This is a genomic window from Desulfurivibrio nitratireducens (genome assembly GCF_044068515.1).
In the GTDB taxonomy this organism is placed as follows: domain Bacteria; phylum Desulfobacterota; class Desulfobulbia; order Desulfobulbales; family Desulfurivibrionaceae; genus Desulfurivibrio.
Genome location: NZ_JBIPKI010000048.1, coordinates 1 through 17,713 on the forward strand (window position 1 = coordinate 1; position 17,713 = coordinate 17,713).

At 62.2% G+C, this 17,713-nt stretch carries 18 protein-coding genes, 1 tRNA gene and 1 pseudogene; 12 read left to right on the forward strand and 8 right to left on the reverse strand.

Annotated elements, in window-relative coordinates; all coding sequences use genetic code 11:
• Window positions 1-192: 192 nt before the first annotated feature.
• The 6 genes from ACHHTY_RS10310 to ACHHTY_RS10335 all read right to left on the reverse strand — a co-directional run bounded on the left by ACHHTY_RS10310 (window position 193) and on the right by ACHHTY_RS10335 (window position 6,367).
• Window positions 193-1,131, reverse strand: a complete 939-nt coding sequence (locus ACHHTY_RS10310) for an AEC family transporter (RefSeq protein ID WP_395494049.1) — start codon at window positions 1,129-1,131, stop codon at window positions 193-195.
• 12 nt (window positions 1,132-1,143) lie between these two features.
• Complete coding sequence (locus ACHHTY_RS10315) at window positions 1,144-1,908, reverse strand: succinate dehydrogenase/fumarate reductase iron-sulfur subunit (protein WP_395494050.1); 765 nt, start codon at window positions 1,906-1,908, stop codon at window positions 1,144-1,146.
• The gene (locus tag ACHHTY_RS10320; protein WP_395494051.1) at window positions 1,905-3,815 is read right to left on the reverse strand and encodes a fumarate reductase/succinate dehydrogenase flavoprotein subunit; all 1,911 of its coding nucleotides are present in this window, start codon (window positions 3,813-3,815) and stop codon (window positions 1,905-1,907) included. Before ACHHTY_RS10320 ends, ACHHTY_RS10315 begins: the two co-directional genes overlap by 4 nt.
• A gap of 29 nt (window positions 3,816-3,844) precedes the next feature.
• Entirely contained in the window at window positions 3,845-4,495 is a 651-nt protein-coding gene (locus tag ACHHTY_RS10325) for a succinate dehydrogenase cytochrome b subunit (protein ID WP_395494052.1), read from the reverse strand.
• Between the two features lie 230 nt (window positions 4,496-4,725).
• Window positions 4,726-5,481, reverse strand: coding sequence for an SDR family oxidoreductase (locus tag ACHHTY_RS10330; RefSeq protein ID WP_395494054.1), 756 nt, complete (start codon window positions 5,479-5,481; stop codon window positions 4,726-4,728).
• Window positions 5,482-5,686: 205 nt separating this feature from the next.
• Window positions 5,687-6,367: a spermidine synthase gene (locus tag ACHHTY_RS10335; RefSeq protein WP_395494056.1), complete on the reverse strand. Its 681-nt coding sequence runs from the start codon at window positions 6,365-6,367 to the stop codon at window positions 5,687-5,689.
• A 323-nt stretch (window positions 6,368-6,690) separates the two neighbouring features.
• Between ACHHTY_RS10335 and ACHHTY_RS10340 the strand changes: the two genes are divergently transcribed.
• From ACHHTY_RS10340 to ACHHTY_RS10395, 12 genes and pseudogenes are all read left to right on the forward strand, one after another.
• A complete protein-coding gene (locus ACHHTY_RS10340) occupies window positions 6,691-7,161 on the forward strand; it encodes a DUF2058 domain-containing protein (RefSeq protein ID WP_395494057.1) in 471 nt (156 codons plus the stop codon).
• Window positions 7,162-7,271: 110 nt separating this feature from the next.
• Window positions 7,272-7,862: an ABC transporter ATP-binding protein gene (locus tag ACHHTY_RS10345; RefSeq protein ID WP_395494058.1), complete on the forward strand. Its 591-nt coding sequence runs from the start codon at window positions 7,272-7,274 to the stop codon at window positions 7,860-7,862.
• Window positions 7,859-8,653, forward strand: a complete 795-nt coding sequence (locus tag ACHHTY_RS10350) for an ABC transporter permease (protein WP_395494059.1) — start codon at window positions 7,859-7,861, stop codon at window positions 8,651-8,653. Before ACHHTY_RS10345 ends, ACHHTY_RS10350 begins: the two co-directional genes overlap by 4 nt.
• Before the next feature lie 119 nt (window positions 8,654-8,772).
• On the forward strand, window positions 8,773-9,549 hold the full coding sequence (locus tag ACHHTY_RS10355; RefSeq protein WP_395494060.1) for a SagB/ThcOx family dehydrogenase: 777 nt from the start codon (window positions 8,773-8,775) through the stop codon (window positions 9,547-9,549).
• Window positions 9,550-9,661: 112 nt separating this feature from the next.
• Window positions 9,662-10,069, forward strand: a complete 408-nt coding sequence (locus tag ACHHTY_RS10360; protein ID WP_395494061.1) for an RNA-binding S4 domain-containing protein — start codon at window positions 9,662-9,664, stop codon at window positions 10,067-10,069.
• Window positions 10,070-10,307: 238 nt separating this feature from the next.
• A pseudogene (locus ACHHTY_RS10365) lies at window positions 10,308-10,883 on the forward strand (IMP cyclohydrolase); the annotation flags it as partial.
• Between the two features lie 169 nt (window positions 10,884-11,052).
• Window positions 11,053-11,619 (forward strand): phosphoribosylglycinamide formyltransferase, encoded by a 567-nt coding sequence (gene purN, locus ACHHTY_RS10370; RefSeq protein WP_395494062.1) that lies wholly within the window; start codon window positions 11,053-11,055, stop codon window positions 11,617-11,619.
• A 106-nt stretch (window positions 11,620-11,725) separates the two neighbouring features.
• Entirely contained in the window at window positions 11,726-12,271 is a 546-nt protein-coding gene (gene pyrR / locus ACHHTY_RS10375; RefSeq protein ID WP_395494063.1) for a bifunctional pyr operon transcriptional regulator/uracil phosphoribosyltransferase PyrR, read from the forward strand.
• On the forward strand, window positions 12,268-13,656 hold the full coding sequence (locus ACHHTY_RS10380) for a sensor histidine kinase (RefSeq protein WP_395494064.1): 1,389 nt from the start codon (window positions 12,268-12,270) through the stop codon (window positions 13,654-13,656). The genes pyrR and ACHHTY_RS10380 overlap by 4 nt, the downstream gene beginning before the upstream one ends.
• A gap of 143 nt (window positions 13,657-13,799) precedes the next feature.
• Entirely contained in the window at window positions 13,800-16,151 is a 2,352-nt protein-coding gene (locus ACHHTY_RS10385; RefSeq protein WP_395494065.1) for a peptidase U32 family protein, read from the forward strand.
• A gap of 167 nt (window positions 16,152-16,318) precedes the next feature.
• Window positions 16,319-16,519, forward strand: a complete 201-nt coding sequence (locus ACHHTY_RS10390) for a cold-shock protein (RefSeq protein ID WP_395494066.1) — start codon at window positions 16,319-16,321, stop codon at window positions 16,517-16,519.
• Window positions 16,520-16,624: 105 nt separating this feature from the next.
• Window positions 16,625-16,798, forward strand: coding sequence for a hypothetical protein (locus ACHHTY_RS10395; RefSeq protein ID WP_395494067.1), 174 nt, complete (start codon window positions 16,625-16,627; stop codon window positions 16,796-16,798).
• Window positions 16,799-17,063: 265 nt separating this feature from the next.
• Here ACHHTY_RS10395 and ACHHTY_RS10400 read toward each other — a convergent pair.
• Together ACHHTY_RS10400 and ACHHTY_RS10405 are read right to left on the reverse strand one after the other, a co-directional pair.
• A tRNA-Ala gene (locus ACHHTY_RS10400) sits at window positions 17,064-17,139 on the reverse strand.
• A 33-nt stretch (window positions 17,140-17,172) separates the two neighbouring features.
• Window positions 17,173-17,601 carry an NUDIX domain-containing protein gene (locus tag ACHHTY_RS10405; protein ID WP_395494068.1) on the reverse strand — a complete coding sequence of 143 codons (429 nt, stop codon included), beginning with the start codon at window positions 17,599-17,601 and terminating at the stop codon, window positions 17,173-17,175.
• Window positions 17,602-17,713 lie beyond the last annotated feature (112 nt).

Sequence of the window (17,713 nt, forward strand, 5' to 3'; positions counted from 1 at the left end):
AATAAACAGGAGCCGTATACGAGGTCCGTACGTACGGTTCTGTGAGAGGGATGAAGCGGGCTTGATCAGCCCGCTTCACCCTACTCGATTTTGGGTCTTTTACGGCCAACAACGGTGCTTGTTAAAAAATGCGGGGGGGGGGGGGGAAGCGGCAAGCCGAAAGACCGGCTCTTTGACCATTCCGACGCGGAGTTACAAAATCAGATAAAGAATAAGCGGCAAGGTCAGAGCCGCGGCCAGGGTTTGGGCGGTGGTGATGCCGGAGATCAGGGGGGTGTCGCCTCCCAGCTGGCGGGCGAGAATGGTGGAGAGGGCGGAGCCGGGCAGGGCCGCGAAGATCACCGCGACCTTGGCGGGCAAGGACGGCACCGCGAAAAGCAGGCAGAAGGACCAGGCCAGCAGGGGATAGAGCAGCAGCTTGAAGGTGGTGACGGTGACGATCAGCAGAGAATTGAGCCGCAACACGGCCGGTTCCAGGGCCGCGCCCACCGCCAGCAGGCCCAGGGGCAGGGCGGCCCGGCCCATGATCTCGAGGAGATTGTCCACCGGGAGGGGGATTGGCACCTCGCCGTGCTGGAGCAGCAGGCCAAGCAGGCAGGCGATCACCACCGGGTTGGTCAGCACCGCCCGGAAAATGGCCCGCCGCTTGGTGGAATCGCCGATATGGTTGCGGCCGAAGCGGATCAGAATGGTGATGCTGATGACATTGACCAGGGGGATCAGAAAGGCGAGCAGAATGGCCGCGGTCAGCACTCCCTGTTCCCCGAAGAGAAAGAGGACGATGGAGATGCCGATATAGGAATTGAAGCGGATGGTCCCCTGGTAGACCGAAGTAAAAGAGGGGCCATGGGTGAAAAAAAGCGGCCGCAGCACCAGCAGCAGCACGGTCAGCACCAGCAGGCTGGCGAGCATGGCCGCCATCAGGGTAAGGGCTTCCAGGCTGTTGCTGTCGGGATTGGGGGCGGCGATCTTCTGGACCAGAAGGGCCGGCAGGAGCAGATAATAGGTCAGCTTTTCCGCCGGTTCCCAGAAAGCCTTGCCGGGAAAACCGCTCTGGCCCAGGATAAAGCCCAGCATGATCAGGAAGAAAACCGGCAGCAGGACCACCAGGATCTGGAGATGTTCAAGCATGGTCGCTTCCGGTTACTCTTCCTCGGAACGCAAGGAAGCCCGGAGGAATTCCCGGTTCAGGCGGGCGATGTTGCCAATGCTGACTCCCTTGGGACAGGCCGCCTCGCACTCCCGCTCGTTGCTGCAGTTGCCGAAGCCGAGCTGATCCATCCGGCGAACCATGTCCAGAGCCCGGCGGTCCCGCTCCGGGGCACCCTGGGGCAACAGGGCCAGATGGGAAACCTTGGCCCCGACAAAAAGCATGGCCGCCGCGTTGGGGCAGGCCGCCACGCAGGCCCCGCAGCCGATGCATTCGGCCGCGTCCAGGGCCTTCTCCGCCGCCGCCTGGGGGACGGGAATGGTGTTGGCTTCCGGAGCGCCGCCGGTATTGACCGAAACGTAACCGCCGGCGGCAATCACCACATCAAAAGCGGAGCGATCAACCGCCAGATCCCGGAGCAAGGGGAAGGCCCCGGCCCGGAAGGGCTCGATCACCACGGTGTCGCCGTCCCGGAAATGACGGAGATGCAATTGGCAAAGGGTGGTGCCCGGCTGGGGACCGTGGGCCCGGCCGTTGACCACCGCCCCGCACATCCCGCAGATGCCCTCCCGGCAGTCGTGGTCGAAGACCACCGGCTCGTCGCCTTTCAGGGCCAGGTCTTCGTTCAATACATCCAGCATTTCCAGGAAAGACATCTCGGTGGAAAGGGGACCCACCGCATATTCCCGCAAAGCCCCGGGGGAGGCGGAATCGTGCTGGCGCCAGATTTTCAGAGTCAGGCGAATGGTGTCGCTCACTTGTAGCTCCTTTGACTCGGGGTTACGTTTTCGAAAGCCAGGGGCTCCCGGTGTTCGACGGGAGCGGCGGCGGTTTGGTATTCCCAGGCGGTAACATGGCTGAAATTGGCATCATCGCGCCGGGCTTCGTTTTCCGAAGTCTGGCTTTCCTCGCGGAAGTGGCAGCCGCAGGATTCGCTGCGGGCCAGGGCGTCGATGATCATCAGCTCGGCAAACTCGATAAAATCGGCGACCCGGCCGGCCCGTTCCAGGGACTGGTTCAGTTCGGCGTTGGTTCCCGGGACCAGGACATTGCGCCAGAATTCCTCCCGGATTTCCGGCACCCGGGCCAGGGCCCGGCGCAGTCCCGCTTCGTTGCGGGCCATGCCGCAACTGTCCCAGAGCAGCAGCCCCAGTTCCCGGTGGAAGTCGTCGATGGTGCGCTTGCCCCGGGCCGCCAGCAGCCGGCTCAGGCGGTTCTCGCTGGCCTGGCGGGCCTCCACAAAGGCGGGGCGGTCGGGGTTGGGGGTCTGGGCCGGAGTCTGGGCCAGGTAGCCGCCGATGGTGGCCGGCAGAATGAAATAACCGTCGGCCAGACCCTGCATCAGGGCGCTGGCGCCGAGCCGGTTGGCCCCATGGTCGGAAAAATTGGCCTCGCCGAGCACGAAAAGTCCCGGCACGGTGCTCATCAGGTTGTAATCCACCCAGAGCCCCCCCATGGTGTAGTGGACCGCCGGATAGATCATCATCGGTTCCTTGACCGGGTCGACGGCGGTGATCTTCTCGTACATCTGGAAGAGGTTGCCGTATTTCTTGAGAATGGCGGCCTGGCCTTCCCGCTGGATCGCTTCGGCGAAATCAAGATAGACCGCCAGACCGGTGGAGCCCACTCCTTTGCCCTGGTCGCACTGCTCCTTGGCGTTGCGGGAAGCCACGTCCCGGGGAACCAGGTTGCCGAAGGAGGGATATTTGCTTTCGAGAAAATAATCGCGCTCGGCCTCGGGGATCCGGGACGGCGGCCGCTGGTCCCCGGCCTGGCGGGGAACCCAGACCCGGCCGTCGTTGCGCAGACTTTCACTCATCAGGGTGAGCTTGGACTGATAGGTGCCATGGACCGGGATGCAAGTCGGGTGAATCTGGACAAAGCAGGGGTTGGCGAACCAGGCCCCCCGCTTCCAGGCCCGGAAGGCGGCGGTGACATTGGAGGCCATGGCGTTGGTGGAGAGAAAATAGGCGTTGCCGTAGCCCCCGGTGGCCAGTACCACCGCATGGGCGGCGTGGGTTTCCAGCTCGCCGCTGATCATGTCGCGGACGATGATCCCTTGGGCCCGGCCCTCGTCAACCACCAGATCCAGCATTTCCCGGCGGGGAAGCATGGTCACTTTACCCTGGCCGACCTGGCGCATCAGGGCTCCGTAGGCCCCCAGCAGCAGCTGCTGGCCGGTCTGGCCCCGGGCGTAGAAGGTCCGGGAGACCTGGGCTCCGCCGAAGGAGCGGTTGGCCAGGCCGCCACCGTATTCCCGGGCAAAAGGCACGCCCTGGGCGACGCACTGGTCGATGATTTCGTTGCTGATCTGGGCCAGGCGATAGACGTTGGCCTCCCGGGCCCGGAAATCGCCCCCTTTGATGGTGTCGTAAAAGAGGCGGAAAATCGAATCGCCGTCGTTGCGATAGTTTTTGGCCGCGTTGATCCCGCCCTGGGCGGCGATGCTGTGGCCCCGCCGGGGGCTGTCCTGGAGGCAGAAAACCTTGACCTGGTAACCCAGCTCCGCCAGGCTGGCGGCGGCCGAGGCTCCGGCGAGGCCCGCCCCCACCACGATGACGGAATACTTGCGCTTGTTGGCCGGATTGACCAGTTTCAGGTTGAAACGGTGGCGGTCCCATTTTTCGGCCAGCGGGCCGGAGGGGATTTGGGCATCAAGTGGCATGGGCTTATCCTTAAATAAGAACGGTCGAATTAGAGAAGAAAACGGGGGAAGAGGAGAACAGCCACGGGAATCAGGCTGAACATCAGGCCGGTGACAATGGCCAGCCCCACCGCCCCCCCCCGCAGGGCCGGATTGTATTTGGGATGCTCGACGCCCAGCGATTGCCAGAGGCTCCAGAAGCCGTGGCTGATATGGAGAGCCACGGCCAGGGCTCCGACCAGGTAAAACAGGGCGAACAGGGGCTGCTGCAGGATCTGGCGGATCAGGTCCACCGACAGCGACTCCCGGTTGCCGAACTTGAACTGGAAGACATGAACAACCAGAAAAACCAGGACCACCAAGCCGCTGTAGAGCATGCTGCGGGAGGCCAGGGTCCGGCCGCCGGCATCGGCTTTAACGGCGTAAGGGGTGGGGCGGGCGGCGCGGTTGGCCAGCGCCAGCGACAGGGCCGAGATCACATGGCCGAGAAAAAAAGCCAGCAGGACCAGTTCAAAAACGATCAGCAGGCTGTCGTAGGCATGCAGGGCTTCGGCATAGGCGATGAATACTTCGCGCCCGGCGAAGGTGGTGGTGTTGCCCAGCATGTGGACCAGCACGAAAAAGCCGAGCAACAGGCCGCTGGTGGCCATGAGGGCCTTTTTACCGATGGAAGATGTAAAGGTCTGAGTAAGCCAGTGCATAGATAAACCCCCAAACCGAGGTGGAGTTGGCACAATAAGCTGTGCAGATTAGCTGTAATTTATTCGGCATACCATGTAATTCAGACGCGCCAAAATATCAACAGCGAATGCTGTCCAGGGAGCAAGGTTTTTTATTCCGCAGCGTTTTCAGCTGTTTTTTAAGGATGGCCGGCTCCGGATGGCCGGCCATTATAACATGGCGGCTTCTGGTCACAACATGACCAATTGGCCTAAAGCATATAGTTCCCGCCGTCGACCGGGATATATTGGCCGGTGACATGATCGGCCAGCGCGGAGGCCAGCCAGACCACGACTCCTGCCACATCTTCCGGGATGCCCACGCGGCGCAAGGGGGTGGCGGCGGTGATGAACTCTCGCATCTGGGCAGGCAAGTCGGCGGTGGCGTCGGTGGCGGTGAGGCCCGGGGCGATGACGTTGACCGTGATGCCGTCGGGCCCCAGTTCGGTGGCCAGGACCCGGGCCATCCCGTCCAAACCGGCTTTGGCGGCGGCGTGGGCGGCAAAGCCTTCGGCCGGGCAGCGTGAGAGGGTGCTGCTGACCAGGATCAGTTTGCCGGCCCGGCGCTGCCGCATATCCGGCAACACCTCCTGACAGCAATTGTAGAGGGCCTTGAGTTCGCCGCTGACCTTGGCCTCGATTTCCGGCCAGGTCAAGGAGGTGAAGGGCTTGATGGGAAAATCCAGGTGGGCGTTGTTGACCAGCACATCGATATTGCCGAACCGCTCCCCAGCCGTGCGGACCAGGTCAGCCACCGCCGCCCGGTCGCGGACGTCGGCCTGGATGGCCAGGGCCTGGCCCCCCGCGGTCTCGATGGCGGCGACGACTTCATCCGCCTTAGCCCGGGCGCGAACGTAATTGACAATCACTTTGGCGCCGCAAGCGGCCAGAGCCTTGGCCGCCGCCGCTCCGATACCTCTGCTCGCCCCGGTTACCAGAATAACCTTGCCGGCAAGTTGAAGTTCCATGCTGACCTCCGTTGCAACTGGTTGATCTTCCTTTTCGTCATGCTGTGACAGCTGGCGAGCTAGTGATGGCGTCGCTGGACCAGCCCGAAATAGTACTGCCGTATCACCAAAAAGAAAAATAATTTACCTGATACTGAGGATTTTTACCAAGAGAGCGGGGCAATCCGATTGCTGCCGCCAGCCCTGGCGTTGGCAGGGCGAGAGCTTAGTTCTCCTTGCGGGCTATATAAACAACATGCCTGCGTCCGCCCCGGCCCGGCCGTTGCCGGTGAACGGAAAATCCGGCCGACCGCAGCCGTTTCTCAAAGGCCTGGTCGGGATCTTCGGACCAGACCGCAAACACCCCGCCCGGTCGCAGGGCAGCCCGGCTGAGTTCAAGCGCTTTCTTGCCGTAGAGATAGTCGCCCCGCCCCTGGTCACCCTCATAAGGGCCTTCGTAGAGATCGAGGATTATGGCATCAAAGCGCTGTTCTTTGCCTTTGGCCGCCGCATTGGCAATAACCTCGGCCACGTCGGCAAGCACCACCTCGGCCCGCGGATCGTCAACGGCCCCGCCGGTTAAGGGAGCAAGGGGGCCCCGGCACCAGCTGACCATAATCGGGTTCAGCTCCGCCACCATAACCGCGGCGGCGGCGGGCAGGCTGTCCAGGGCCGCTTTCAGGGTAAAGCCCATGCCCAGGCCTCCCACCAGCACCCGGGGTTGCGGGACTTGCTGGAGCGGGGCGCAGGCCAGCTGGGCCAAAACGATCTCGGACCGGTTGGCCGAGGAATTCATCAGGATCCGGCCCGCGATGGTGATCAGAAAATCCTTTTGCCCCCTTTGCCGCAAGTCGAGCAGGCCTTCGTCGGTCTCAGTGCGGTCAATTATCCGCCAGGCTTGAGCCATTGATCATTCTCCCATCTTTTTCAGCCGCTGGTCCGCCGGCATTCCGGCCTTGGGAAAGCCGGTTATAGGGCGGCGTCAGGTCTGGTCTTTCAGCGCCAGGTAAATGTTTTGGCGGCGCCAAGGCCTGGGTCTGTTGTATTCATATTTTGCCGGCGGCGCCAATGATTTTTCGCCGGCGCCCAGCCATCATATCCCTTTGAATCCCAGGCTGAATATGGTCAAATGCCGGACAGCACAGAGCTCTTGCCGGAGTAAGGACCACCAGGATCAACCGGCAACAATCGGCCCCGAGCGCCGATCCATCAACTCGCACGGGATAAAGCATGGGAACCTCATTGAAGGACCAACTGCTCAAGGCCGGCCTGGTCGACAAAAAACAGGCCCGGAAAGTCGAGCACGAGAAACGGATCAGCCGCCGGCGGAAGCAGGGCAAAAACCCGGTGGCGCCGGTCAACCGGACCAGGGAAGAGCAGGTCGTCCAGGACCTGCGCAACCGGGAACTCAATCGGCAGCGCGCCGAGGAGTCCCGGTTGCGGGAGCAACAGGCCCAGGTCAAGCAGCTCATTGAGCACAGTCGCCTGCCCCGGGATGAGCGGGGTGAACCCTATCATTTTGTCGAACAGAACAAGATCAAGCGGATCTTTGTCTCCGAGGAGATGACGGACCAGCTCAGTCGCGGCCAGTTGGCCATTGTCAAACTGGGGGGCGCTTACGAGGTGGTGCCGGCCAAGGTGGCCCGGCAGATAGCCAGCCGCGCCCCGGAGGCGCTGCTGGTTTTTCATGATAAGTTGTGAGAGGACAACGCCGACCGGCATCCCATCAGGTTGGGCCGAAACCGGCCGCCGGCCCCCTTTTTTGGGCTGAATCGCCGTAAATGCCGGATTGCTGACCAGAGAGTTTATCGATGCTGACCATTGAGCAGCTCCAGGTCCAGGAGCTTACCCTGGACCTGGAGATCAAGCCCGGCGAGACCGTGTGCCTGTCGGGACCATCGGGCAGCGGCAAGTCCCTGCTCCTGCGGGCCATCGCCGACCTGATTCCCCACCGGGGCCGGGTTTTGCTCGCCGGCCGGGCCTGCGAGGAGATGCCGGCCCATCTCTGGCGGCGGCAGGTGAGCTTGCTGCCGGCCGAGTCCCAGTGGTGGACCGATCGGGTCGGTGATCATTTCGCCCAGGTGGCGGCCGAGGAATTCGCCGCCCTCGGTTTCGGGCCGGAGGTGCTGGACTGGCAATTGGCCCGCTGCTCCACCGGGGAGCGGCAGCGCCTGGCCATTCTGCGCCTTTTGTCGCACCGGCCCCGGGCACTGCTGCTGGACGAGCCCACGGCCAGTCTGGATCCGGCCAGTATCGGCCGGGTGGAAGCCTTGATTGACGGGTACCGCCAAAAGCACCAGGCGCCGATTTTGTGGGTCAGCCACGACCCCGGCCAGATCGCGCGGGTTGCCGATCGCCGGCTGGTGATCAACGGCGCCATGCTGGAGGAGCAGCGGTCATGAATCTCATCGTTCTGAGTTATGGTGATCTGGCCATTGCCGCCGGCCTGATCGTGCTCCTGGCCGGCCTCTCGCTGCTGCTGCGCCTGCAGGTGGAGCGCCAGCTGCTGATCGCGGGGCTGCGGACCACCGTCCAGTTGCTGTTGATCGGCCTGGTCCTCAAGGCCCTTTTTGCCCACGCCACCCTGTTCTGGGTGAGCCTGATGGCCCTGGTGATGCTGCTGATTGCCGGCCGCGAGGTCATGGCCCGCCAGAAGCGGCCTTTTGCCGGCAGTTGGGGTTATGCCCTCGGCACCGGCTCGATGTTTGTCTCGGCCTTTGCTACCACGGTTTTTGCTCTGCTGGTCATCATCGGCAACGATCCCTGGTATTATCCCCAGTACGCCATTCCCCTGCTGGGGATGATGCTGGGCAACACCATGACCGGGGTCGCCCTGGCCCTGGACCGCCTGACCCATTTCGCCTGGCAGCAGCAGGCGGTGATCGAGACCCGCCTGGCCCTGGGGCAGGAGTGGCGGGCGGCGATGCGCGACAATATCCGCGAGAGCGTGCGGATCGGTCTGATTCCGATCATCAACGCCATGGCGGCGGCCGGGGTGGTCAGCCTGCCGGGGATGATGACCGGCCAGATCCTTTCCGGCACCCCGCCCATGGAGGCGGTGAAATACCAGATCCTGATCATGTTCATGATCACCGCCGGCACCGGTTTCGCGATCCTGCTGGCCACCTGGCTGGGGGCACGGCGCCTGTTCGATGAACGCCAACGGTTGCGGCTGGACCGCCTTAAGGGCTAATAACCCCGGCCGGGCAACTGGAGCCGCCATCGATAACAAGAAGGCAGAGCCGGCGGGAACAAGGTAATTGCCGGTTCGGCAATGTGACAAACCGGCCGGAGCAGCCTTATGGAGGACCCATGATTAAAGACCAGATCCTTGCCCATCGTCGTTTCATGACCGATGCCCTGCGGGGGGAGGTGGATTTTTCCCGTACCGACCAGAATCGGGGCGTACCGGCGCCCAAGATGCAAAAACCCCACGACCCCCGGGCCCGACTGATTCGCCTGGCCGGTCCGGAGGAGTGGGCCGGTCAGATCGGCCGGATCGACCTGGCCGCGGCCATCGGCGGCCGCAAAAGCCGGCGCCATTTTTCCTCCCGGGCCCTGCGGCTGACCGAGCTTGCCTTTCTGCTGTGGGCCACCCAGGGGGTGCGCAAAGTACTCGGCCGGGGGACGGCCCTGCGCAACGTCCCCTCGGCCGGATCCCGGCACAGTTTTGAAACCTACCTTTTCATCGGCAACGTGGAAGGGGTTCCGCCGGGTCTCTACCGTTTCCTGCCCTTCGAAAACCAACTGGTGCACATCCGCGACATCGAGGAGATGGGTGAGGTTCTGGGCCGGGCCGCTTACGGCCAGGCATTTGTCGGGACCGCCGCCGTAACTTTTGTCTGGTCCTGCATTCCCTATCGCACCGAATGGCGCTACGGCTTGACCGCCCATCGAGTCATGCTGCTGGACGCGGGCCATGTCTGCCAGAATCTTTACCTGGCCTGCGAGGCCATCGAGGCCGGGACCTGCGCGATTGGGGCCTACGACCAGCAGGCGATGGATGAACTGATCGGCCTGGACGGGGAAGAGGAATTCACCCTTTACCTGGCCCCGGTGGGCAAAAGGGTGGCCACCGGCGAGCAATAGCCCTGCTCGGCGATGAACCGGGGCGCCGGGGGGGGGGCCGGGCCGGAACGGCGGCGGGCCCCGCTGAGGTTGTTGCAAACGGACTCCAGGTGTGGTTTAAATCCGGATAGTTATGGAGAATGATGCCGGCGGGGAGAAAATCAGAATCGACAAGTGGCTCTGGGCGGCGCGCTTCTTTAAAACCCGGAGCCTGGCCGCCCAGGCGGTCAACGGCGGCAAGGTCCAGGTTAACGGCGGCCGGGTCAAGGCGGCCCGATTGATCGGGCCCGGGGACCTGCTGGTGGTGCACAAGGCGGGGCTGGAATTTATTGTCACGGTTCGGGAGTTGAGCGCCCGGCGGCTTTCCGCTCCGGCGGCGGCCCGATTGTACGAGGAAGATCCGGCCAGCCTGGCCCGCCGCCAAGACCTCCAGGCGGAGCGCCGCCTGCTTCGCCAGGCCGGGCCGCTGCGCCCCGCCGGGCGCCCCGGCAAGCGGGATCGGCGCCTGATCAAAAAATTCACGCGCCAGGAGGAAACCTGAAGGGCGCGGGATCCTCCGTTTTCTTGGCGGCTGGCAAAATACCCGGCCCGCTTTTGCCGATTTTTCGACCTTGCCGCCCGCCGCGACCAGGGCGCAAGATTTTGCCCCAACCCCGAAAGAGGCCGCATTTACCCTGGGCTCGCCGGGGCCGCTGTGGTAAATTAGCAGACTGCGAATCGGACTGCCGGGCCGCCAGGACCGGCTGACAATATTATTAACCAAACGGGAGAATTTGAAGATGGCTAAAGCGGAACGGGCGTTGATCAGCCTGACGGACAAGAGCGGGATTGAAGGTTTTGCCGGCGAGTTGGCCCAACTGGGGATTGAAATCCTTTCCACCGGCGGCACGGCCCAAAAAATGCGGGATCACGGGATTCCGGTCAAGGACGTGGCCGATTTTACCGGTTTTCCCGAGATGCTCGACGGGCGGGTCAAGACCCTGCATCCCAAAGTCCACGGCGGCCTGCTGGCCCGTCGGGACAATCCCGAACATCTCCGCCAGATGCGGGAACACGGCCTCTTGCCCATTGATATCGTCGCCGTCAATCTCTACGCTTTTGAAAAGACCGTGGCCGATCCCGCCTGCACTCTGGATAAGGCCATCGAGAATATCGATATCGGCGGCCCCACCATGCTCCGCTCCTCGGCCAAGAATTTCCGGGATGTCACCGTGATTGTTGACCCCGCCGACTACCCCCAGGTTCTGGCCGAACTCAAGGAACACGGCAATACAACCCTCAAGACCCGCTTCCGCCTGGCGGTAAAGGTTTTTGAGTTGACCGGCAACTATGACACCACCATCACCGCCTGGCTGAAACAGGTGGATGTCGACCGTGATCCCGCCCTGCAATAAAGGGACTGAGTGATGGCGTGAAAGGGCGTCACGAGCACTATAGCCCTGCTGGCCCTTGAATCCTGAAGATTCGCCGCGGCTGTTGAATATTTACGATTTGGCGAATCAAACCTGCTACGGGAGAAGCTGTATGAATCTGGCCGTTCTGCTGTCCGGCTCGGGCCGGACCCTGGATAACTTTCACCAACACATCAAGGAGGGCCGGATGGCCGGCCGGATCCAGGTGGTGATCGCCAGCTCCGCCGCGGCCCTGGGGCTGGAAAAGGCCCGACGTTATGACTATCCCGCTTTTCATGCCGCCGCCAGCGGGGAAATCAATCGGATCCTGGCCGATTACCCGGTGGACCTGGTGTTGCTGGCCGGCTTTCTCAAACTTTATACCCCGCCGGAACATTTGCGGCGTTCGGTGCTCAATATTCATCCCTCCCTGATCCCTTCCTTCTGTGGGGCCGGAATGTACGGGATGCGGGTGCACCGGGCGGCCCATGCCCGGGGGGTCAAGGTCAGCGGCTGTACGGTGCACTTTGCCAACGAGGTCTATGATGAAGGCCCGATCGTGGTTCAGCACTGTGTGCCGCTGGCCGAAAACGACAGCCCGGAGGATATCGCCGCCAAGGTTTTCGCGGCCGAATGCCGGGCTTATCCCGAGGCGGTCAACCTGGTGGCCCAACGGGGAGTGGCATCATTCTGGCCCTGATCAGCTATTGCGCCGCCCGGCGGGATTGTAATTTGCCGACTACGATCACCGCCCCCCAAATGGTATAAATAAAAAAACGGCCGGAACCGGCCGGATGAGGTGACATATGACCCAGAAGGTTAAAACCCGCTTGATGAATGGCGATGATATTGATCGTTCCCTGACCCGGATGGCTCTGCAGATTGTCGAGCACAATCATGGGGTGGAAAACCTGGCGATCATCGGTATTTATACCGGCGGCGTCTACCTGGCCCGCCGCATCCAGCAGTTGATCCAGGAGCAGTTCGGCATCAGCCTGCCGGCCGGCAGCCTCGATATCACCCTTTACCGTGACGACTGGAGTCTGGCTTCGCAGAATCCGGTGGTCAAGAAGACCTCCATTGATTTTTCCCTGCAGGACAAGGTGGTGGTTCTGGTGGATGACGTGGTTTATACCGGTCGGACTATCCGGGCGGCGCTCGACGCCATCATGGACCTGGGCCGGCCCCGCTGCATTCAACTGGCGGCCCTGGTGGACCGGGGCGGGCGGGAATTACCCATCCAGGCGGATTACATCGGGCTGGATGTCCAGGTTGGGCTGGGCGAACATGTCCATGTCCTGTTGCGGGAACATGACGGTTCCGATGAAGTGGTGCTGGTCCAACAGGGATGACTTTATCCGTAGAGGAAGAGAAGCAGGCCCTGGAAAGGGTGTTGCAACGGGTTCGGGAAAAAGAGCGCAGTTATCGGCGCTACAATTTTTCCGAAGCCCAGAACGCAGTCTTGCGCACTTTTTTCGATCTGGCCCAGGAATACGACACCATGGAGGATTTTTACCGGGTCTGTGTCGCCGTGCCGCTGATTTTTCTCGGTCTGGCCGCCCGGCTTCACCTCCTCAATGAACGCCGGGACGTTCTTTCCCTGGTCTGCGACAGCGAAACCGGTCTGGTCGTGCCGCCGTTGCCGGCTCCGCAGAAAATGCACCTGAGTTGCCGCACTGCCATTTTCCAAAAATCCCTGCTGGTGCCGATCCAGCGCAAGCCCAGCGGCCAGGAGGGCAGTGAGCCCCGCCGCCTGACCGATCTGGTGCTGGGCATACTGGAAATTCCCGGGGGGGCCGGCCTGGATAAGGCCAATCGCTTCTTCCTGCGCAAATACGCCAACCGCATCGGCTATAACCTGCATAACCGGCTGATCGCCCAGCAGAACATCCGCCACCTCAAGTTCATCAACAACCTGGTGATGGACATCGAGCATAATGTCATCACCCCCAATATGTATTTCCGCCACCTCTTCAACAAGTTGCGCCGCCGGCTCAATGAACTGGAAGAGGTCAGCCGGGAATTTTCCCGGATGCGCCAGGCCGGAACCAATGGCTGTGACGATACGGCTTGCGGCCGCATCCAGGAACGGCTGGAAGCGCTTTACGATGATCTGGCCGCCAACCACCGGGAGATGCTGGAACACTACAACAATTACAGCCTCTTCCTGGAAAGCCTTTTCCGGCGCGATCATTTCCGCAAGGGTCACCTGGTGATCCGGCCCCGGACCTGCTCCATCGAAAAGGAGGTCATCGCCCCCCAGCTCGATCATTACGGTCACCGTCTGGTCAAGCACGGGATCAGGATCGCCCAGCCGGCCGACATGGCCGACGAGGAAATTCCCCTGCGGGTGGATGTGGGTCTGCTCTCCCAGGTATATGCCAATCTCTTTTCCAATGCGGTCAAATATACCATGCCGGTGCGGGACGGCTCCGGTGAGCCGGTCAAGATCATGGCTTACGGGCGGGAGTACCTGGCCAACTATTTTGGCCCCTCCCGGGACGGGGTCAAGTTCAACGTTTTCACCACCGGCAAGCATCTGAGCGAGGAAGAGGCCCAAATGCTCTACCGGGATGGATTCCGCGGCGAGGCGAGCAAGGATAAGCCCGGTACCGGCCACGGCTTGGCCTTCATCAAGCAGGTGGTGGAAATCCACGGTGGGGTGGTGGGCTACGAAAGAACCGCGATGGGCAACAATTTCTACTTCGTTCTCCCCTTGTCAGCCGATGAAGGCTGATCCGGCCGCCGGACCAGCACTCCGGAGCGGTGCCGATCACCGGTACCGCCAGGCCCCTCTTTAAACCCGCGCCAAATTTATCCCTGGCCCCCTTTGCCCGGGCTGCTGAAGCCTGTGCCATTCACCTCTGCTGGTTGTTTGATATGAAGCCTTCGTTGCTGGAATTGCTGGCCCCGGTCGGCAGCCTGGAAACATTTACCGCGGCGGTGGACGCCGGGGCCGATGCCGTCTACATCGGGGCGCCGGCCGCCAACGCCCGGGCTTTGGCCCGGGACTTCACCCCGGCCGAGCTGGCGGCGATGATCGCATACGCCCACGAGCGCGAGGTACGGGTCTATGCGGCGATGAACAGCCTGCTCAAGGAAGACGAGCTGGTTCGGGCCGCCGCCACCGTCGAACTGCTGGCCGGTTTGGGGGTTGACGCCCTGATCATCCAGGATCTGGGCCTTTACGAACTCTGCCGCCGTTTTTTTCCTAAGCTGCGCTTGCACGCCAGCACCCTGCTGGGGGCGCACAACAACCTGGCGGTGCGGCAATTCGCCGCCATGGGTTTTGCCCGGGTGGTTCTGGCCCGGGAATTGACCCTGGCGGAGATCGCCGCCATCCGCCGGGAAACCGTGGTGGAACTGGAGGTTTTTGTCCACGGGGCCATGTGTTTCAGCTATTCCGGGCTTTGCCTTTTCAGCAGTTACCTGGGCGGCAAGAGCGGCCTGCGGGGCCGCTGCGTTCAACCCTGCCGGCGCGCCTATCGCTGGCGCGCCAAAGCCGGAACCGACAAAAGCGCTTATCTCTTTTCGATGAACGATCTCGAGGCCTTGGAGTTGCTGCCGGACTTGCGGCGGGCGGGGGTGGGGTCGGTTAAGATTGAAGGCCGGATGCGCAGCGCGCTCTATGTCGACCGGGTGATCCGGGCTTATCGCCTGGTGATAGATGCCATGGAAGGTCTGGCCGGGGCGGGCGGGTCCGGCGCCGTTGACGAGGATCGCTCGGCGGCGGCCCCTTCCCCCCGCTGGGCCGCGGCCCTGGGCGAAGGTCGGGCCCTGTTGGCCGAGGCCCTGGGGCGCCGGACCGGCTCCGGTTTCCTGCAACGGCCTTTCAAGGAACTGGTTTCCCCCGGCCATTCGGGCAACATCGGCCTTTTTCTCGGCAAGATCCGGGCCGGCCGAGATCAGTGGGGGGTCATAACCCTGCGCCATCCCCTGCGCAAAGGAGATCGCTTACGGCTCCACAGCGAACCCAGCGGGGACCGCCTGGCCTTTACGGCCAAGGAAATCCGGGCCCTCAAGGGGCAGCGATCAACCCAGCGGGGAGGGCGGGGATCGGGGCCTCCGGCCGGAGCTGCCCTGGCCGGGGAGACAATCCCGGCCGGCGGCGATGTGGAAATTCTGCTGCCCGCCGCGGCGCGGACCGGCGACAGCCTTTACAAGGTGGATCTGGCCGGCCGCCGGGGCGAAAAGCGGCGGCAGCTGGTGGTCGCGGAAGCGTCCCGGCGCCGGGCCGCTGCCCTGGAAAAACAACCGCTGCGGCGGGAAATCATGACTTTCCTTGGTCCGGTGGCAGTTGCCGGGGATCGGGGCGGGGACGGGGGAGGGCGGTCCAAATCTGCCCGGCGGCCCCGTTCCGAGGGGAAGACGGTCGAGCCGGCCAGGGCAGAGGGCCGCAATTTACCGCTTTGGCTCCGACTTGACGATCCTCGGCTATTGTCGCAGCGCCTGCCGCCGGAAGTTATGCAGGTCGTTTTGCCGCTGACCCCGGAAAGCTGGCCCCGGTTTGCTGCCGCCGGCAGACTCTGGCGCAGATTGGCGGATCGCTTGATCTGGGCCTTGCCGCCGATCATCCTGGAGCAGGATCTGGCTTTCTACCGGGAGAAGATTGCCGAATTGCGCGCTCAGGGCTGCCACGCCTGGCAAATCGGTCACTTGGGCCAGTTGCTGCTCTTCACCGCCGCCGAGAGTGGCGCAAGCAACCGCGCCCCTCACCGCGGCTTACGGGACAAGGGCCGGTCGTCGCGCTCCGGGTTGACCCTTTATGGCGATTACACCCTCAATATCCTCAACAGCCTGGCCCGGGAAAACTGCCGCCGGTTCGGCCTTGTCGCCGTCCAGGCGGCGATCGAGACCGATCGGCAAAGCCTGGCTCTGTTGGCCAGCGCCCGGCGCGGTCCTTTGGGCCTGACCATTTACGGCCGGCCGCCGCTTTTTACCTCTCGCCTGGATTCGGTCCATTTCCGTTACCAGGTTCCCCTGTTCAGTCCGCGGGGGGAAGGTTTTGTGCTGGCCCGGGATTTCGGCCAGACTCTGGCTCTGGCCGAGCGGCCTTTTTCCCTGCTGCCTTATAGCGAAGAGCTGGCCGCCAGCGGCCTGGCTTACGGGGTGATTGATCTGCGCTGGCAGAAAATCGGCCGGCACGAGTTGCCGCCCCTCCTGCGCCAAGCGGGCAAGGGCCGCCGCCGCTCGGGCCTGTCCGCCTTCAACTACCTGGGCGGGCTCGACTGACAGCGGCAATTTTCGCCCGGGCCGGTTACTAAATAATAAAAACATCATTATTCCTTGTATAAAAACCTGCCGCCGAGTATTATCTGTTTTGGACTATCAGAGGTTGATGGTTCAGTCTATTCATTAAGAGGTTTCCTGAGGAAACCCGCACAAAGGAGTATTACAAGATGGCTGAAGGTACGGTAAAATGGTTTAACGATGCAAAGGGCTTTGGTTTTATTGAGCAGGATGGGGGCAGCGATGTTTTTGTTCACCACAGCGCAATTCAGGCCGATGGCTTCAAGTCCTTGCAGGAAGGCGGTCGCGTAACGTTTGACATCGTCGATGGCCCCAAGGGTCCGGCTGCTTCCAACGTTGTTCAGAAGTAAATACTGATCACGACCACAACAAAGACCCCGCGTTAAGCGGGGTCTTTTTTTTGCCAACGCGGCGCTTTTGTCCGCCAGCCCCGGCAGATCCGGAAGGAGAGATTCTTGGCCAGGACCAATTATTCATTCGAAAAACGCCAGAAAGAGTTGGCGAAGAAAAAAAAGAAAGAAGCAAAAAGGCTGCAAAAGCTCGAGAAACAGCAGCAACGCGCCGATGTCCCTGAAAACTCCCCCCTCGAACAACCCATCACTCCACCAAACCGACCAAACATCCCTTGATTTTTCCTGTTGTCCCGGCCCGGTTTTGATCTTCCCGTTGCGGTCCCGGCATTTCGTTAAGCATTGCGCTATCGATCAGGGTTTCCGCCCCAGGGGCCTAAGTCGGGTGAGATCGCTATGGCTCATGCCTTGGTTTCTCTATACTTGCCCCCGCCCGCCTGGCTGGCAAAATTTTTTCTTGGCTCTGGCTGGCAATAAAAAAACCCGCCTTCCTTTGCGGGAAGCGGGTTTGGTGTGATTCACCGGACCTGGCCGGATTATCGACTGGTGGAGCTGAGGGGGATCGAACCCCTGACCTACGCATTGCGAACGCGTCGCTCTCCCATCTGAGCTACAGCCCCATGATCTTGCCTCTTAAACCATGACCATCAGGCTTAGTCAATATCCTTCTGGCGGAAATAATCAGCGAGAATGGCGGCGTGGTCAAAGGCCAGGGGCGGCAGGTCGGCGCGGGTGAAAACGGCCGCCCGGGCGGCATCGTCACCGGCCTTGGGCTCGCCTTGGGCGCTGGCGACGAACACCGTGCTGATGGTATGCAGCCGGGGGTCCCGGCCGGGGTCTGAATAAGTGTGGAACTGGCGCAGCAGGCGGATCTCCAGCCCGGTCTCCTCGCGGGCCTCCCGAACGGCGGCCTCCTCCAGGCTTTCGCCGTAATCGACGAAGCCTCCCGGCAGAGCCCAGCCCGGCGGCGGATTTTTGCGCTGGATCAGCACGATTCCCCCCGCCAACTCAATAATAATATCCACGGTGGGCACCGGATTTCTAGGGCGCCCAAGCGACTCCCCACACTTGGAACAATGCATAATGTTTAAGACCACCCCTGCATATTAACGTATAACGGTAAAGGTAAACGATCAGCAGTACCCCAGATTTGGCCAAGCAGGCCGGCAAACTATAGCAGCGCTATGTGAGCCG

Excerpts from the sequence above, each read along its gene's own strand:
- ACHHTY_RS10330 (WP_395494054.1), bottom strand. The coding sequence starts at position 5,481 with ATGGAACTTCAACTTGCCGGCAAGGTTATTCTGGTAACCGGGGCGAGC.
- pyrR (WP_395494063.1), top strand. The coding sequence starts at position 11,726 with ATGACCCAGAAGGTTAAAACCCGCTTGATGAATGGCGATGATATTGAT.
- ACHHTY_RS10325 (WP_395494052.1), bottom strand. The coding sequence starts at position 4,495 with ATGCACTGGCTTACTCAGACCTTTACATCTTCCATCGGTAAAAAGGCC.
- ACHHTY_RS10405 (WP_395494068.1), bottom strand. The coding sequence starts at position 17,601 with ATGCATTGTTCCAAGTGTGGGGAGTCGCTTGGGCGCCCTAGAAATCCG.
- ACHHTY_RS10355 (WP_395494060.1), top strand. The coding sequence starts at position 8,773 with ATGATTAAAGACCAGATCCTTGCCCATCGTCGTTTCATGACCGATGCC.
- ACHHTY_RS10350 (WP_395494059.1), top strand. The coding sequence starts at position 7,859 with ATGAATCTCATCGTTCTGAGTTATGGTGATCTGGCCATTGCCGCCGGC.
- ACHHTY_RS10310 (WP_395494049.1), bottom strand. The coding sequence starts at position 1,131 with ATGCTTGAACATCTCCAGATCCTGGTGGTCCTGCTGCCGGTTTTCTTC.
- ACHHTY_RS10320 (WP_395494051.1), bottom strand. The coding sequence starts at position 3,815 with ATGCCACTTGATGCCCAAATCCCCTCCGGCCCGCTGGCCGAAAAATGG.
- ACHHTY_RS10340 (WP_395494057.1), top strand. The coding sequence starts at position 6,691 with ATGGGAACCTCATTGAAGGACCAACTGCTCAAGGCCGGCCTGGTCGAC.
- purN (WP_395494062.1), top strand. The coding sequence starts at position 11,053 with ATGAATCTGGCCGTTCTGCTGTCCGGCTCGGGCCGGACCCTGGATAAC.
- ACHHTY_RS10385 (WP_395494065.1), top strand. The coding sequence starts at position 13,800 with ATGAAGCCTTCGTTGCTGGAATTGCTGGCCCCGGTCGGCAGCCTGGAA.
- ACHHTY_RS10360 (WP_395494061.1), top strand. The coding sequence starts at position 9,662 with ATGGAGAATGATGCCGGCGGGGAGAAAATCAGAATCGACAAGTGGCTC.
- ACHHTY_RS10345 (WP_395494058.1), top strand. The coding sequence starts at position 7,272 with ATGCTGACCATTGAGCAGCTCCAGGTCCAGGAGCTTACCCTGGACCTG.
- ACHHTY_RS10335 (WP_395494056.1), bottom strand. The coding sequence starts at position 6,367 with ATGGCTCAAGCCTGGCGGATAATTGACCGCACTGAGACCGACGAAGGC.
- ACHHTY_RS10390 (WP_395494066.1), top strand. The coding sequence starts at position 16,319 with ATGGCTGAAGGTACGGTAAAATGGTTTAACGATGCAAAGGGCTTTGGT.
- ACHHTY_RS10380 (WP_395494064.1), top strand. The coding sequence starts at position 12,268 with ATGACTTTATCCGTAGAGGAAGAGAAGCAGGCCCTGGAAAGGGTGTTG.